The organism is Krasilnikovia cinnamomea (assembly GCF_004217545.1).
Classification (GTDB): Bacteria; Actinomycetota; Actinomycetes; order Mycobacteriales; family Micromonosporaceae; genus Actinoplanes; species Actinoplanes cinnamomeus.
Genome location: NZ_SHKY01000001.1, coordinates 1,478,777 through 1,494,231, shown reverse-complemented (window position 1 = coordinate 1,494,231; position 15,455 = coordinate 1,478,777). Strand labels below are relative to the sequence as shown.

Annotated in this window: 18 protein-coding genes; 5 read left to right on the top strand and 13 right to left on the bottom strand. The window is 72.6% G+C overall.

Annotated elements, in window-relative coordinates; translation table 11 throughout:
• Positions 1-50: 50 nt before the first annotated feature.
• Entirely contained in the window at positions 51-467 is a 417-nt protein-coding gene (msrB, locus tag EV385_RS06505) for a peptide-methionine (R)-S-oxide reductase MsrB (protein ID WP_130508629.1), read from the bottom strand.
• Positions 468-543: 76 nt separating this feature from the next.
• Between msrB and EV385_RS06500 the strand changes: the two genes are divergently transcribed.
• The 3 genes from EV385_RS06500 (at position 544) to ligD (ending at position 2,788) form a co-directional block, all read left to right on the top strand.
• Positions 544-1,050 (top strand): PH domain-containing protein, encoded by a 507-nt coding sequence (locus tag EV385_RS06500; protein ID WP_130508628.1) that lies wholly within the window; start codon positions 544-546, stop codon positions 1,048-1,050.
• Between the two features lie 98 nt (positions 1,051-1,148).
• Entirely contained in the window at positions 1,149-1,598 is a 450-nt protein-coding gene (locus EV385_RS06495) for an LPXTG cell wall anchor domain-containing protein (RefSeq protein WP_130508627.1), read from the top strand.
• Between the two features lie 158 nt (positions 1,599-1,756).
• On the top strand, positions 1,757-2,788 hold the full coding sequence (ligD, locus tag EV385_RS06490) for a non-homologous end-joining DNA ligase (protein ID WP_130508626.1): 1,032 nt from the start codon (positions 1,757-1,759) through the stop codon (positions 2,786-2,788).
• Here ligD and EV385_RS06485 read toward each other — a convergent pair whose 3' ends face one another.
• Positions 2,789-3,250, bottom strand: coding sequence for a GNAT family N-acetyltransferase (locus tag EV385_RS06485; protein WP_130508625.1), 462 nt, complete (start codon positions 3,248-3,250; stop codon positions 2,789-2,791).
• Positions 3,251-3,315: 65 nt separating this feature from the next.
• On the opposite strand from EV385_RS06485, the gene EV385_RS06480 reads away from it, so the two are divergent.
• Positions 3,316-3,792, top strand: coding sequence for a potassium channel family protein (locus tag EV385_RS06480; RefSeq protein WP_130508624.1), 477 nt, complete (start codon positions 3,316-3,318; stop codon positions 3,790-3,792).
• Here EV385_RS06480 and EV385_RS06475 read toward each other — a convergent pair.
• The 6 genes from EV385_RS06475 to EV385_RS06450 all read right to left on the bottom strand — a co-directional run bounded on the left by EV385_RS06475 (position 3,743) and on the right by EV385_RS06450 (position 9,787).
• On the bottom strand, positions 3,743-5,302 hold the full coding sequence (locus EV385_RS06475) for an alpha/beta hydrolase (RefSeq protein ID WP_130508623.1): 1,560 nt from the start codon (positions 5,300-5,302) through the stop codon (positions 3,743-3,745). The two genes, EV385_RS06480 and EV385_RS06475, sit on opposite strands and share 50 nt — an antisense overlap.
• A 71-nt stretch (positions 5,303-5,373) precedes the next feature.
• Positions 5,374-6,441: an ATP-dependent DNA ligase gene (locus tag EV385_RS06470; protein ID WP_130508622.1), complete on the bottom strand. Its 1,068-nt coding sequence runs from the start codon at positions 6,439-6,441 to the stop codon at positions 5,374-5,376.
• 52 nt (positions 6,442-6,493) lie between these two features.
• On the bottom strand, positions 6,494-6,862 hold the full coding sequence (locus tag EV385_RS06465; RefSeq protein WP_130508621.1) for a DUF3037 domain-containing protein: 369 nt from the start codon (positions 6,860-6,862) through the stop codon (positions 6,494-6,496).
• On the bottom strand, positions 6,859-7,605 hold the full coding sequence (locus EV385_RS06460) for a HipA family kinase (RefSeq protein ID WP_130508620.1): 747 nt from the start codon (positions 7,603-7,605) through the stop codon (positions 6,859-6,861). Before EV385_RS06460 ends, EV385_RS06465 begins: the two co-directional genes overlap by 4 nt.
• Positions 7,606-7,647: 42 nt before the next feature.
• Positions 7,648-8,202 carry a hypothetical protein gene (locus EV385_RS06455; RefSeq protein ID WP_130508619.1) on the bottom strand — a complete coding sequence of 185 codons (555 nt, stop codon included), beginning with the start codon at positions 8,200-8,202 and terminating at the stop codon, positions 7,648-7,650.
• A gap of 94 nt (positions 8,203-8,296) precedes the next feature.
• Entirely contained in the window at positions 8,297-9,787 is a 1,491-nt protein-coding gene (locus tag EV385_RS06450) for a deoxyguanosinetriphosphate triphosphohydrolase family protein (protein WP_130508618.1), read from the bottom strand.
• Positions 9,788-9,924: 137 nt separating this feature from the next.
• Between EV385_RS06450 and EV385_RS06445 the strand changes: the two genes are divergently transcribed.
• Positions 9,925-11,043, top strand: coding sequence for an MBL fold metallo-hydrolase (locus EV385_RS06445; RefSeq protein ID WP_130508617.1), 1,119 nt, complete (start codon positions 9,925-9,927; stop codon positions 11,041-11,043).
• 88 nt (positions 11,044-11,131) lie between these two features.
• Here EV385_RS06445 and EV385_RS06440 read toward each other — a convergent pair whose 3' ends face one another.
• From EV385_RS06440 to EV385_RS06420, 5 genes are all read right to left on the bottom strand, one after another.
• Positions 11,132-11,344 (bottom strand): hypothetical protein, encoded by a 213-nt coding sequence (locus EV385_RS06440; RefSeq protein WP_130508616.1) that lies wholly within the window; start codon positions 11,342-11,344, stop codon positions 11,132-11,134.
• 264 nt (positions 11,345-11,608) lie between these two features.
• Positions 11,609-11,890, bottom strand: a complete 282-nt coding sequence (locus tag EV385_RS06435; RefSeq protein WP_130508615.1) for a hypothetical protein — start codon at positions 11,888-11,890, stop codon at positions 11,609-11,611.
• Positions 11,891-12,373: 483 nt separating this feature from the next.
• Entirely contained in the window at positions 12,374-12,952 is a 579-nt protein-coding gene (locus tag EV385_RS06430; protein ID WP_130508614.1) for a GAF domain-containing protein, read from the bottom strand.
• Positions 12,953-13,081: 129 nt separating this feature from the next.
• Positions 13,082-14,368 carry a hemolysin family protein gene (locus tag EV385_RS06425; RefSeq protein WP_207229770.1) on the bottom strand — a complete coding sequence of 429 codons (1,287 nt, stop codon included), beginning with the start codon at positions 14,366-14,368 and terminating at the stop codon, positions 13,082-13,084.
• Between the two features lie 172 nt (positions 14,369-14,540).
• A complete protein-coding gene (locus tag EV385_RS06420; protein ID WP_130513124.1) occupies positions 14,541-15,437 on the bottom strand; it encodes a DNA-3-methyladenine glycosylase family protein in 897 nt (298 codons plus the stop codon).
• Positions 15,438-15,455 lie beyond the last annotated feature (18 nt).

The window sequence follows — 15,455 nt, the reverse complement described above, 5'->3', positions numbered from 1 at the left end:
TCACTCGAACGCCTGACCGCCCCCGTGCCGCGACCGCCGGCCGGGGGCGGTCAGGCGTCGTGCTGTTCCGGGTCCAGGCGGATCGACAGGCTGTTGACGCAGTGCCGGGTGTTCTTCGGCGTGAAGCCCTCGCCCCGGAAGACGTGGCCCAGGTGTGAGCCGCACCGGGTGCACCGGATCTCCGTGCGGACCATGCCGTGGCTGCGGTCCTCGATCTCCGTGACGGCGCCGGGGATCGCGTCGTCGAAGGACGGCCAGCCGCAGTGCGACTCGAACTTGGTGTCACTCGGGTAGAGCTCGGCGCCGCAGGCGCGGCACTGGTACATGCCCGGCGTCTTGGTGTCGACGTACTCGCCGGAGAACGCCGGTTCGGTGCCGGCCTCGCGCAGCACCCGGAACTCGGCGGGGGACAGGCGGACCCGCCACTCGTCCTCGGTGGTGGGCAGGGTGGTCTCGTCGGATGCCATGCCCCCACCGTACGTCGATGGCCCGACGACGCACCGCCGGTGCGGCTCCGCTGGTCAGCACGTCGTTGGACGGGCCATGGACGCTGCGTTCGCCGGTGTGCCGGCCCGATTCCGTCCCACCTGGCAACAGGCCCTCGGCCACGGCCTGTACGTCGGCGGGGTGATGTCCGTCGTCGGGGTGGCGGGGGGCCTGCTCGCCGCCGTCGCCGGCCTGCACTGGGCGGCCGTACCGGCGCCGCCGAGCTGGGTGTGGCTGCTGCTGGCGGTCGGCCCGCCGCTGGTCGCCGTGCCGATCGGCCTGCTGGTGGGGCGACGGCAGGCGGTTGTGGTGGACGCCGACGGCATCCGTACGGTCGCGCCGTTCACGCGGGTGGTGGAACCGTGGAGCCGCGTGGTGGACCTGCGCGCGGAGCGCCGCGGCGGCCGGACCGTGGTCTCGGTCTACCTCGACACGGGCGCGAGCGTGCAGCTGTGCGCGCCCTACAGCGGCGAGATGTTCGCCGCGGACCCCCAGTTCGAGCTGAAAGTGGGCGCACTGTCCCACCTGTGGCGTAGTCACCGGTTTGGTGGGGTCCCGTGCTGACGACTTTCCGGGGCGAATTGCGCAAAGTTCGGCAGGTCTGGCTAAACTCCCCCCGGAACGAAGAAACGGACCATCCAGCAACAGAACGGATACTCCTCATGAGTGTGACCCGCCGGTTGGCCGCCGGAATCCCCGCGGCCGGCGTGACCGTCCTCGCCGCCTTCGCCTTCGCGGCGCCCGCCACCGCCGCACCGGACATCGCGGTCCGGGCCACCGCCACCTCGGCCTCGCCGTGTGTCGACGACCCGCGCACCGACTGCTCGTACGGGTACGGGGCGAGCGTCAGCCCGAGCGCGAGCGGTGGCGGCCGGGGCAACGGCGGCTACGGCACCCCGAGCCCCACGCCGAGCGCGACGCCCTCGGCGACCGTCGCCAGCCCGCCCAGCGGGGTCAGCCCGACGCACGCCCCGTCGCCCGGTGGCGGCGTCAGCGCCGGCAACCTGCCAGTGACCGGTGCCCCGATGGGTGCGACCGCCGCCCTCGGCGGACTGCTCCTCGGTGCCGGTGGCGCCGCGCTGTACCTCACGCGGCGGCGTCGCAGCGCCTGAACGATCAGTACCCGGCGACGGCCGTCCCGCGACTCGCGGGGCGGCCGTCGCCGTTTGCTCATCTCCCGGTGCTGACCCTGCCGGCCCCACCTCGGCGAGCGCGACACGCCTCGATGGATCGAGGCGGCCCAGGGCGAGCGTGGGCATAGGGTCGGCTCATGACCCAGAGAGCGAAGGCGCCCGCCGCCGAGGTCGAGGTCGCCGGTCGGCAGGTGCGGCTGACCAGCCCGGACAAGGTCTGCTTCCCGCAGCGCGGATACACCAAGCGCGACGTCTTCGAGTACTACCTGGCGGTCGGCGACGGGATCATGCGCGCCCTGCGCGAGCGCCCCACCACGCTGCAGCGCTTCCCGGACGGCATCGACGGGGAGATGTTCTTCCAGAAGCGCATCCCCACCCGGGGCGTGCCGCCCTGGGTGCGCACGGCGACGATCTCCTTCCCGAGCGGCCGGACCGCCGACGAGCTCTGCCCCGCTGACCTCGCCCACGTGGCCTGGGCGGCCCAGATGGGCACGATCGTGTTCCACCCCTGGCCGGTGCGCTGCGCCGCCACGGAGCACCCCGACGAGCTGCGCATCGACCTCGACCCGCAGCCCGGCACCGACTTCGGCGACGTCGTGCGGACGGCCGAGGAGGTCCGGGGCGTGCTGGCCGACCTCGGCTGGACCGGCTACCCGAAGACCTCCGGCGGCCGCGGGGTGCACGTCTACGTACGGATCGCCCCGCGGTGGTCGTTCGTGGAGGTGCGCCGGGCGGCGATCGCGCTGGCCCGGGAGGTGGAGCGGCGCGCCCCGGACCGCATCACCACCGCCTGGTGGAAGGAGGAGCGCGGCACCCGGGTCTTCCTCGACTTCAACCAGATGGCGCGCGACCGCACCATCGCCTGCGCGTACTCGCTGCGGGCCAACGCCCGGGCGACGGTCTCCACGCCGGTCACCTGGGCGGAACTGGCCGAGGTGGAGCCCGACGACTTCGATCTGCGTACGGTGCCGAAGCGGTTCGCCGAGGTCGGGGACCCGCACGCGGGCATCGACGACGTCGCGCACGACATCACCCCGCTGCTGGAATGGGTGGAGCGCGACGAGCGGGCCGGGCAGGGCGACATGCCGTACCCGCCGGACCACCCGAAGATGCCGGGGGAGCCGCCCCGGGTCCAGCCCAGCCGCAAGAACGCCGCGAACTGGGAGTGATTACAGCGCGAGCTTCATGCCCTCGTGCGACGCCGTGAAGCCCAGCCCGGCGTAGAACCGGTGCGCGTCCGTACGCCGCTTGTCCGTGGTGAGCTGGGCCAGCCCGCAGCCGCGCTCGCGCGCCCGGTCGAGCGCCCAGCGCATCATGGCCTTCCCGATCCCGTGCCCGCGCAGGTCGGTGCGGACCCGGACCGCCTCGATGGTCATCCGCTCCGCGCCCCGGCGGCTCAGCGACGGGATGAACGTCAGTTGGCAGGTGCCGACCACGGTCCCGGCGTCCTCCGCGACGATCAGCTCGTTGCGCGGATCCGCGTCGATCGCCTCGAACGCGGCCCAGCAGGCAGCGTCGTCACGCTCCGCCACGACCTGCTGCCGCGACCGGTGGATCGCGTCGTCCTCCAGCAGCGCCAGGATCTCGGGCACGTCGGCGCGGGTCGCGCTGCGGAAGATCAATTGGGTCACCCGGACATCCTGACACGTCCGTCCATCTGAGGGACGCGTCGGCCGCGAGCAGGCACGATGTCGCCATGCGACTGCTGCTCTCGCCGTTCCGGGCGATGTACCGGGGGCTCGTCTTCCTGGCCAACTCGCCGGGCACCCTGATCCTGGCGTACGTGATGCTCTTGGCCGTGGGCGGTTTGGCTTACAGCCTGGTGGAGGAGGGCAAGACCTTCGGCGACTCCTTGTGGTGGGCCGTCGTCACCGCGACCACGGTCGGCTACGGCGACGAGTACCCGAAGACCTTGGGCGGCCGGGTGATCGCGGGGCTGCTCATCTCCGTGATGGTGCTGGCGGTCATCCCGCTCATCACCGCGCACTTCGCCAGCCGGCTGATCGTGGACACCGACGCGTTCCGGCACGAGGAGCAGGAGGAACTCAAGAGCAACCTGCGCCGGGTGCGGGTGCTGCTGGAGGAGCTGGCCGCCCGCGAGGGGGTGCACGTGCCGGAGACGGTCACTTCGCCGGGCAGCGCAGACCCTCCCGGGGCACGGTCAGGTCGATGAGGTAGGAGTCCACCGCGCCGACGATGCACTTCGTGCTCGGGTACGCGGTGTGCCCCTCGCCCTCCCAGGTCAGCACGTGTCCCGTGCCCAGCATCTCCGCCAGCGCCGCGGTGTTCTCGTACGGCGTCGCCGGGTCGCCGGTGGTGCCCACCACCACGATCGGCGGGGCGCCCTTCGCCTCGCCCGCCGGGTACGGGTCGCGCTTGCCGGGCCAGAACGTGCACGGCAGCATCCCTATCGCCAGCGCCGCCCCGAACAGCGGGTACTTCGCCCGCCACTGCGACTGCAGCTCGCGAATCCTGTCCACCGACGGGACGTCGCCCGCGTCGGCGCAGTTCACCGCGAGGTTCGCGTCGAACAGGTTCGTGTACGTGCCGTCCGGCTTGCGGTCGGCGTACTGGTCGGCCAGTTCGAAGACGCCCTGCGGGTCGCCGCCCCGCAGGTCGTCGACCGCCCCGGCCAGCCGCTGCCAGCCCTCCTCGGTGTACAGCGAGGAGATCACCGCCAGGAAGATCCAGCCCGCGGTGGCCTCCCGGCCGTCGTCGTCCCTGACCGGCGAGTTCTCCGCCTTGGCCATGGCGTCGGTCACCGCGCCGCGCGCGTCCGGCCCGATCGGACACTTGTCCCGGGTCACCTTGCACCAGTTCGCGAAGTTGGTGAAGGCCCGCTCGAAGCCCTTGGCCTGCGACTCCGAACCGGTCACGAAGTCCTGCCTGGGGTCGATCGCGCCGTCGAGCACCAGCGCCCGCACGTTGTTCGGGAACAGTTGCGCGTACGTCGCGCCGAGCAGCGTGCCGTACGAGAAGCCGAGGTAGGTCAGCTTCTGGTCGCCCACGGCGGCGCGGATCGCGTCCATGTCCCGGGCCGCCTGCTTGGTGGAGAACAGCGGCAACTGGTCGCCGAGCTTGCTGCCGCACTGCTGCGCCACCCGCTTGTTGAGCGCCACCACCTCGTCGAACTCGGCCTGGCTGACCGGGTCGGGGTCGGCGCCGAAGGAGGCGTCCTGGTCGGCGTTGCTGATGCACTTCACCGGCGCCGAACGGCTGACCCCGCGCGGGTCGAAGCCCACGATGTCGAACCGGTCCGTGACGGCGCTCGGCAGGCCGCCCAGCGCCTCGCCGAACGAGAGGTAGACGGCGGTGTCGACGCCGGAACCGCCCGGCCCGCCCGGGTTGACCAGCAGCGAGCCGATCCGCTGCTGCTGGCTGCGCGACCGGATCCGGATCAGCGCGATGTCGTACGTCTGCCCGCCCCGCGGCGCGGCCCAGTCCCGGGGCACCGCGACCGAGGCGCACTCGTAGGTCATCCCCGCCGCCCCGCGCCCCACGAGCTTGCGCGGCACGTCGTCGCACTCCCGCCACGTCCCCTTGCCACCGGCGACGGCGCCACCCGGGGCGCCCACCGGGGAGCCGGAGTCGTTCGGGGCGAACACCGGCACGGTGCACCCGGCGGTCACGGCGACGGTGGCGGCGGCGAGCAGGCCTGTCACCAGGCGGGAACGGCGGAGCACAGGGGTGGCCTTTCGGTCGCGGCGGTCGTCCGCGCAGAAGGCTACGCGCTGCGCGCCGGAATCGGCGCCCCTCAGCGGCTGGTCAGCACCTCCGCCAGATCGAATCGCACCGGCCGCTCCAACTGCTCGTACGTGCAGGTGTGCGGTTCCCGGTCCGGCCGCCACCGCTCGAACTGCGCGGTGTGCCGGAACCGGATGCCTTCCATGTAGTCGTAACGCACCTCGACGACGCGTTCCGGGCGAAGCGGCACGAACGACAGGTCCTTGCCCGCGTTCCACCGGCTGGCCTCGTTGCGGCGCGGGGTCCGCTCGCCCTGCATCTGCGCGGCCCAGTCCCACGGATGGCCCTCGAACGTGGTGACCAGCGGCTGCAACTGCTCGAACAGCTCCTGGCGTACGGCCATCGGGAACGCGCCGATCACGCCCACGCTGACCAGGACGTCGCGCTCGTCGTACAGGCCGAGCAGCAGGGAGCCGATCCGGTCGTCGCCGGACTTGTGCAGCCGGTACCCGGCGACCACGCAGTCGGCCGTACGCTTATGTTTGATCTTGGTCATGACCCGCTTGTCCGGCTGGTACGTCAGGTCCCGCGCCTTCGCGATGAGCCCGTCCAGCCCCGCACCCTCGAACTCGGCGAACCAGCGCCGGGCCGTCTCCAGGTCGTCGGTCGCCGGGGTGAGGTACACCGGTGGTTTCGCGTCGGCCAGCACCTCGCGCAGCCGGTCCCGCCGCTGCGCGAACGGCAGCTCGGTGAGGTCCTCGTCGCCGAGCGCCAGCAGGTCGAACGCGACGAAGCCCGCCGGGGTCTGCTCGGACAGCAGCTTCACCCGGCTGGCGGCGGGGTGGATGCGCTGCTGCAGCGCCTCGAAGTCGAGGGTGTTGCGGGCCGTGTCGGCCACGATCACCTCGCCGTCGATCACCGCCCGCTCCGGGAAGTTGGCCAGCACGGCCTCGACCACCTCGGGGAAGTACCGGGTCATGGGCTTCTCGTTGCGGCTGCCGATCTCCACCTCGGCGCCGTCGCGGAAGATGATCGAGCGGAAGCCGTCCCACTTGGGCTCGTAGATCTGTCCCGGCGGGATGTCGGCGACGGGTTTGGCCAGCATCGGGCTGACCGGCGGGTTGATCGGCAGGTCCATCGGCACAGTCTGCCTGCCCGGACGTGCCCGGCGAGGCATTCCGCCGCGCCGCTTACCGCACGAGCAGCTCGACCAGCCGGTCCAGCTCGGCGGCCGGATCCTCGGCCAGGCCCATGTGTACGGGCCCCGCCTGCAGGATCGTGCTGCGCGGCGCCACCAGCCAGCGGAACCGTTCGCCCGGCGACATGGCCGCCGCCGCCCCGCCGCCCGCGCAGGTCGCCTCCCACCCGGTCAGGGCGGCGCGCACTCCGGCCGCGTCGGCGTCCGGATCGAGCGCCAGCAGCCGTTCGTCGTGCAGATGGGTACGGGCGGCCAGGAAGTCGCGCCGCTGGCAGTAGAGCAGCACCCCGACGTTGATCAGCTCACCGCGCTCGACCCGGGGGACGGCGCGGATGATCGCGTACTCGTAGGGGACCTTCACGCGGGCAGCCAGGCGGCGGGCGCGGCGGCGCGGGCACTGAGATGTTCGAGGTACGCGGCGCGCGCGTCGGCGGGCTCGGCGAAGTCGAACTCCGCCAGCCACTCGTCCGGCACCAGCGCGAGCACCTCCGCCAGCAGCTGCGGGGTGAGCCGTGCGGCCAGCTCGGCACCGGCGTCCCCGAGCGCGGTCGCGTACGGGCGCAGCACGTGGTCCTCCCACGGGTACGCCCGGTGCACCACCGCCGCGGCCCGCGCCCAGTTGTGGTGGAAGTACAGCGCCGCGCCGTGGTCGATGAGCCACAGCGCGCCGTGCCACTGCAGCAGGTTCGGGTTGCGCCAGCTGCGGTCCACATTCTCCACGAACGCATCGAAGCACAGCACGCGCGACGCCAGCCCCGCTTCGACCGGATGCGCCATCGGGTCGTAGCCGAGCGCGCCCGGCAGGTAGTCCATGCCGAGGTTGTCGCCGGCGCTGGCCTTGAGCAGCTCCTGCACCTCTTCGTCGGGCTCGGCGCGGGCGACCACCGGGTCCAGCCCGGCGACGACGAGCTCGGGCACCGGCAGGTCCAGGCGGCGGGCCAGCTCGCCCGCGATCACCTCGGCGACCAGCGCCTTGGGGCCCTGCCCGGCGCCGCGGAACTTCAGCACGTACGTGCCGAGGTCGTCGGCCTCCACGATGCCGGGCAGGGACCCACCCTCACGCAGCGGGGTCACATAGCGGACGGCGGTCACCTGGCGTAGCACACCGCCACTCTATTGATCCGCTCCGCGCGGGCCCACGGGATTTCAGACGGTGTCCGGGCCCTGCCGGCGCAACTCGTCCACCCGGGTCATCGCGTCGCGCAGGCCGGCGAGCCACTCGGTGGTGTGTTCGCCGGTCAGCCGGACGCACCAGGCGAGCGCCTCGGAGCGGGACCGGGCGACGCCCGCGTCCACAAGGGTGTCCAGCACCTGCCGTTCCGGCTGGCGCAGCCGGGTCATCACCGGCGCGGCGAGGTGGGTGTACAGCTGCTCCGCGTCGCCGCACCGGGCGCCCCAGGCCACCTTGCGCTGGTACCGGTGCTCGACCTGCTGGGCGACCCGGATCCGGGCGTCGCGGGTGTCCTCCCGGAACTGGTGGATGCGCCCGGTCTGGGCGGCGGCCCGGTCGGCGTCGGTGGCGTCGGCGGCCAGTTCGGGTACGGGCAGCCGGCCCCAGATGATGATCTCGTCGCGGTCGATGACGACCTGGGGTGGCTCGGTGAACCAGCCGTCGGGCACCGCGCCGGTGATCCAACCGGCGGCGTCGTCGGCGGGTGGGGGTTCGCTGCGGGCCCCGGGAGGGGCGGCTCGGTAGCGCATCTCGACCTCCTGAACGGTGTTGATTACATGATTACACCGTTGCAGGCGTTGCAGGGCAGTGTTCACCCACGGCGGAACGAGGGCAGTGCTGGGGTCAGAGAACGAACGCGTCGGTCCAGAGCTGGCGGGTCCGGCCGGACAGGGCCTCCATCAGCCCCACCGCCTGCCCGTCCGTGAGCGCCGCCACGAAGTCGATCACCGCGCGGCCGCGCGCCCGGCCGATCCGGTCCGGGGTGCCCTCCGGCAGCTCCGCCTCGCCCAGCTCCACCAGGTCGCGGATCCGGCGGGGCAGCCGTTCCGCCTCGTCCGGGTCGGTGAGCCAGGCCAGCAGCGCCTCGACCAGCTGCGCCAGCAGCCGGGCCTGGCCACGCTGGTGCAGTGCCAGATCCGGGCGGGCCAGTACGAACCGGTTCTGCACGAACTTGAGGATCTGTACCTCGTGCCACTGGGCCGGGGCGAGCGCCACGTGCCCCGAACGCACCGCGGGCTCCGCGACCACCTCGATCGACTCGACCAGCCGCCGGGTCCACGACGCGGAGAACGCCGCCACCTGGGCCTCCGCCTCCAGCGACCCGTCGAACGGCGCCGCCAGCAGCCCGTCCACCAGCTCGGCCCGGACGTGCTCGACTGCCGCGGCGAACGCGTCGTCGTCGGCCATCCAGCCGTCCTTGCGGCGCAACTGGCGGCGCAGCGACTCGATCGCGCTGCCGGGACGGCGCTCGTCCGGCGCGTCTTCGTCCAGCGCCCACCGCGGCGCGCGCTGCCACGCCATCAGCTCGGCCGCCACCGCGCCCTGCTGCAGCACCCCGACCCGGTGCACGTCCTCCAGATCGTGGATGGCGTACGCGATGTCGTCCGCGGTGTCCATCACGGACGCCTCGGGCGTCTGCTGCCAGTCGGCCACCCGCCCCGCGAACGGCAGCCGCGCCTGCACCACGTCCGTGATCTCCGTCGAGTACGCCCCGAACTTCAGCGACCCGCCCTCGGGATCGTCGGGCGGCGGGGCCGCCCCGCGCGGCGCCGGATCCAGGAAGCGCGGGTGCGGCTCCGGGTGGGTGCGCCGGGTCCACGGGTACTTCAGGATCGCCGCCCGCACGGCTGCCGTGAGATTCAGCCCGATCGTGGCCTGGCCGCGGATCTCGGTGCTGGTCACGATGCGGTACGACTGCGCGTTGCCCTCGAACCCGTCGCGCAGGCGCAGCCGCTGCCGGGCGAGCTGGTCCAGCACCCGCTCGCCCAGGTGGCCGAACGGGGGGTGGCCGAGGTCGTGGGCCAGGGCCGCCGCCTCGACCACGTCCGGGTCGCAGCCGCCCAGCTTCTCCAGCAGGTCGGCGTACCGGGGGTCGGCGGCGAGGCGCTCGGCGACGGCCCGGCCGACCTGCGCCACCTTCAGGCTGTGGGTGAGCCGGTTGTGCACCAGCAGGCCCGCCCCGCCCGGGCTGATCACCTGCGTGACCCCGGCCAGGCGGGCGAAGAACGGTGAGCTGACGATCCGGTCGCGGTCCACCCGGAAGGGGCTGGCCGCGAGGTCGCCCGGGGCGACGAGGCTCTCGCCGAACAGGCGCCGGGCGCGCGGATCATCCATGGGCGCGAGGGTACGCCGACGGCGGTGCGTCCCGGGGAGATCCACCCACGGTGACGGAGATCCCATTCCGTCGCTGGCGCGGGGTGGCCGCCGACAGTCAGACTTGTGAACCGGGCATGAGAAGGGGGACCTTGCGGATGGCGAAGCAGGCGAGCGAGCGCCGGGGGCGTACCGGGATGTGGGTGGCCCTGGCGCTGGGCGCGGCGGCGGTGTGGGCGGCCCGGGACATTCCGGCCCAGCTCGGGGCCCGGGCCAGCGGGGAGCGCCGCGACCGGCTGAACCGTTCGCCGCAGTTCCTCGACGGCAAGTTCCGCAACACCGTGCCGGCCATCGAACTCACGGCCGCGGGGGTGCCGCGGGTGGCGGCCGCGGCGATGACCGACCGCTCGCGGCGCCGTCCCTCGGGCCCGGTACCGGTGCTGCGCCCGGACACCGGCGGCGACCCGGACGGCCTCTTCGTCACCTGGTACGGCCACTCGTCCGCCCTCGTGGAGATCGACGGCCGCCGGGTGCTGCTCGACCCCGTCTGGAGCGACCGGTGCTCCCCGTCGCGGCTGGTCGGGCCCAAGCGCCTGCACGAGCCGCCGATCCCGCTGCGCGACCTGCCGCCGATCGACGCGGTGCTGATCTCGCACGACCACTACGACCACCTGGACATGGCGACGGTCCGCAACCTCGTCGACCTGCAGTCGGCGCCGTTCCTGGTGCCGCTGGGGGTGGGCGCCCACCTGGAGCGGTGGGGCGTGCCCGCCGCCCGCATCGTCGAGCTGGACTGGGACGAGCGGGTGACCGTCGCCGGTGTCGAGTTCGTCGCCACCGCGGCCCGGCACTTCTCCGGGCGTGGCTTCGCCCGCGACGAGACGTTGTGGGCGTCCTGGGTGATCGCCGGGCCGACCCGCAGGGCGTTCTACAGTGGCGACACGGGCTACTTCCCGGGCTTCGCCGAGATCGGCGAGCGGCACGGGCCGTTCGACGTGACGCTGGTGCAGATCGGCGCGTACGGCGAGGCGTGGCCGGACATCCACATGCTTCCCGAGGACGGGGTGGCGACCCATGTGGACGTGCGCGGCGGCCTGATGATCCCCGTGCACTGGGCGACGTTCAACCTGGCGCTGCACGACTGGGCGGAGCCCGCCGACCGTGCCTGGGCCGAGGCGAAGGCGCGAGACGTACGGCTCGCCGTGCCGCGGCCCGGCGAGCGGGTCGATGTGGACGACCCGCCCGCGGTGGATGGCTGGTGGCAGCAACTGGGCTGACCGGACCTGCCGCGAGCCCACGAGCGTGCTGATGCCCCGCGGAGTCCGTGCGGGTGCGAGGTGGGTTGGCGGACCGGCCCGGGCCGCTTCAGTGCGTGGCTTCGTAGGCGGTGGCCAGCAGGATGGCCACGACGACCAGTCCTGCCAGGAGCAGCCCCCGGGTCTGTCCCCAGGCGATGCGGCGCTTGGCCGGGACGTCCCGCTTGGCGGAGCCGACGTCGCGCCACGCGGCGTGTGCGCGGCCGAGGCGGTAGCCGATGGCGACGACGGTAGCGGCCGTCACGATTGATGCGACACTCACGGCGGAACTCGGGTCGTTCGTCATGCGAACCCCCCAGCAGAGGCGGAGCGGTGCCGGACGGACTCAGTGTGGGGTTCGAGATCGTCCGAAGCTAGGGGATTTAAGGGCATGAAACCCCATAAAACCGGGTTCCCGGTACGGACGCTGGCAAAGTTTTCTGTCGGCTATCCGACCGTCGGGTGGCTAATTTGCGCAGTCCAGTTCGTACTTCGCTGGTCTCGCCGACGCTGTCCGCAATGACCGCTCCGAGTGGACCGCGGCCGTTCAGTGGCGGTGGAACAGCTCGATCAGCGTCCGGGCGATGGTCACCAGCGAGGCGCCCACGCCGAGCACGACCTGCATGTAAACGAGCCACCGCGGAGCTGCGGACCGCGATGCGATCGCCACGCGGACGATCCGGCGAACCGGCCGGGTCCGGCACTGAGCGTGCCGCCGGCGCCGCCGGGCCGGGGACACGTCCCGGCACGCCGTGACCCGCGAGGTGCCCTCGGGGTCGACGAGCCGGACCTGGGTTCGAATCATGTGGCGCTGGTTGGTGGTGACCATTGCGCCCTCCTCGGGGATGAAGCGGACCCGGGACGGGGTCGGGGTTTCGTACCGAGTGACCGCTTTGCACTCCAGGATCCACGAAAACCTGCTAGGTAGCAACATGCGAGGTGGACGGTTCGATTGCGTGACCGTGCGGAAACCCTCGCTCCCGGTCTGAGCTGCACTGTTCGAACAATGTCGATAGCTTGCCGGGGTTACGCAGCTCGACGAAGTGTCGATCCAGCCGAGCGACTTTTCGGGACACTAAGGACAAAATGATGCGCGTGACTCGCCCGGAGCGTCCGGGTCGCACCGGCCCGGTCTCCGACGTCCCCGATCCACGGCTGTCCAGCGGGCTCCGGAGCCGCCGCGCACCATGGTGATGCCGTGTTGTCCGGGGTCGGCTGTCCCTATTCATCCATATTTGGGTAAAGGGGCGACACGTGAACCTGGCGCCCCGCAGGGGTTGCGGAACCGGTTCCGACCCCACTCGAACGTGTCCTAGTGAACGTTCTCGCGCATCCGCCGCTCCGCCGCCGCGCTGCGCACCACCATGAGTCGCAGCTCCAGCTCGTCGGCCACCATCGCGGCCAGGTGCTCCAGCGCCGCCAGCTGGCGGGGGCTCGCCTCGCGCGGGCGGTTGTCGATCACGTTCACCGTGCCGAGGCGGTGCCCGTCATGCGTGCGGATCGGCGCGGCGGCGTAGAAACGCAACCCCAGCTCGCCGCGGACCAGGGGATGGGCCAGCGTGCGGGGGTCCACCGCCGCGTTGTTGATCACGTACACGTCGTCCTGCTGGATGACCGAGGCGCACAGGCCCGGCTCCTTGCCGACCTCGCGGACCCCGGACAGCCCCACGCACCCGGCCAGCCAGACCCGGTCCTGCTCGACCAGCGACACCGTCGCGACCGGAGTGTCGAACACGGCGCCCGCGACGAACGCGACCCGCACGTACGCCTCCTCGGCCGGTTGATCCACCAGCTGATAGCGGCGCACGGCCGAGAGCCGCTCGCGTTCGCCCAGGGCGACGCCGTCCAGGTACTCGTACGCTTCCGGCGAGGCGGGGTTGCTGTTCGTCACGACGGGTCCACCTCACACAGCGGTCGCACACGGTCACCGCGAGCCTAGTGACCGTCCCGGCTCGCCCCCAATGCCCGGGAAGGCCACAATCGCCGCGATCATCCCCCGCACGGGTGAACGGCCCCCGCGTCAGGCGTCCGGTTCGTCCTCGCGGGGCAGCTCGCGCAGGCGGACCCGGGTGATGGCGCGGCCCGTCACCTCGACCACCTCCACGGTGAACTGCGGCAACGTCACCACCTCGCCCGGCTCCGTCGGGATGTGGCCGAGCGCGGCCAGCACCATGCCCGCGATCGTGGTGTAGTCGCCCTCGTCCGGGGTGGACGCGTCGAAGCCGATGTCGGGCAGGTCGTGGATCGGGAACGAACCCGGCGTCAGCAGCGCCCCGTCCGGTTCGCGGACCACCGCCTGCACGTCGCGGTCCGTCTCGTCGTAGATCTCGCCGACGATCTCCTCGACCAGGTCCTCCATCGTGATGATGCCGTCGATGGCGCCGCGCTCGTCCACCACCATGGCCAGCTGCTGGCGCTCGGCCCGCAACTGGCGCAGCGCGTCGGAGACCCGCAGCGTCTCGGGCAGGAACATCCCCGGCCGGGCCACCGCGTCGGCCGGGCCTCGCGCGTCGATCAGATCGCGCAGGTGCACCACGCCGAGCACGTCGTCCAGACCGGCCGGGCCCACCACCGGCGCGCGGGAATGGCCCCCGTCCATGAGCATCCGCAGCGCCTGGTGCGCCTCGATGCCCGTCGGCAGGGTCAGCACGTCGCGCCGGGGCACCAGGATCTCGCGCAGGATGCGGTCGGCGATCTCGAACGCGCCGCTGATGATCGTGCGCTGCTCCGCCGAGAACTCCTGGCGGGCGGCGACCATGTCCCGGATCTCCTCCGTGGTCACCTCCTCGCGCTGCGCCTTCGGGTCCGCCCCGGCCAGCCGTACCGCGAGGTCGGTGGCGACGCTGAGCAGCCACACCGCCGGGCGGCTGATCGTCGACAGGACGTCCAGCGGGCGCGCCACCAGCAGCGCCCAGCTCTCCGTACGCTGCATGGCGATCCGCTTCGGTGCCAGTTCCCCGAACACCAGCGTGACGAACGTCAACACGACCGTGACCAGCACGATCGCGGTCGGCCGCGCCGCGGCGCCGAGGAAGCTCAGCGGCTCGATGAGCGGTTCGGCCAGCGACACGGCGGCGAACGCCGAGGCCAGGAACCCGGCCAGGGTGATGCCGATCTGGATCGTGGCCAGGAAGCGGTTCGGGTCGCGGGCCAGCCGCGCCAGGACGCGGCCGCGCCGCGACATCCGTTCCAGCCGCTGGACCTGGCCGTCGCGCAACGACACCAGTGCCATCTCGCTGCCCGAAAAGACCGCGTTGACCAGCACCAGTACGAGCACGAGCACGATCTGCCCGCCTATGCCACTCACGACAGCTCCACGCCCCTCGGCGAATCGATCTCCGTCGCACACGGTAGCGACCGTGCGCGCCGCCCACCCCTCGGCAGGCAGATCACGGCCGCGTGGATTCGAAAAACCGGCGCGGCCCGCCCCTCCTGGACACGGCTCGCCGCACCCGGCTCGACGTGCACCCCGGCCGCGTTCAGAACCGGGCGAACGAGCGGACCGGCATGCGCGGGCCGAACCGGGGAGCCCCGATCCCGCCCGCCGCCAGCAGCTCGCACACCCGGCCGCGGTGACCCGGGAACGGTTCCAGCAACTCCAGCATCCGGGCGTCCGTGCCGCGCGCCTCCCCGGCCAGCGCCCAGGCCACCGTGTTCGGAATGTGAAAGTCGCCCACGCTCACCGCGTCGGGGTCCCCGTACGCGACCCGGACGACCTCGGCGGCGGTCCACGGGCCGATGCCGGGGATCGCGGTCATCCGGCGGGTCGCCTCCGCGCCGTCCACGCACCGCTCCAGCCGCGCCGCGGCCTGAGCCGCGCGCAGCAACGCCTGGGTGCGCCGCTGCTCGACCCCGAACGGGTGAAACGTCCAGTACGGGGTGGCCGCCACCGCCGCCGGATCGGGCGGCAGCAGCAACGGCACGGGACCCGGCGCCGGCTCGCCGAAATGGCGGCAGATCGCCCGGTACGCCCGATGTGCCTCCCGGCCGGTCACCTTCTGTTCCAGGATCGCCCGCAGCAGCCGGGGAAAGACCAGCCCCGTGGCGGGCATCCGCAGCCCGTGGAAGGTGACCGCCAGCCGGGCCACCACCGGATGCGCGGCCGCCAGCGGGGCGAAGCCGGTCACGTCGTCACGCAGGCCCGCGACGGCGTCGGCGCGCTCGGCCAGCCACGCCGCGCCCGGCCCGTACGCCTCGGCGGCCAGCTCGCCGCCGGCCGGGGAGAGATGCAGGGTGCCGGGGCCGTCCGGGGTCCGGGCCGCGAGCCAGAAGCCTTCGCCCACGAAGTGGCCGCAGGGATCCTGCCGGCCCAGGGTGAGGGCGCCGACGGACCCGGCGAACCGGTACCGCTCCGGCGGCCGCAGGCGGCGGACGATGCTCACCCGAGCCACAAT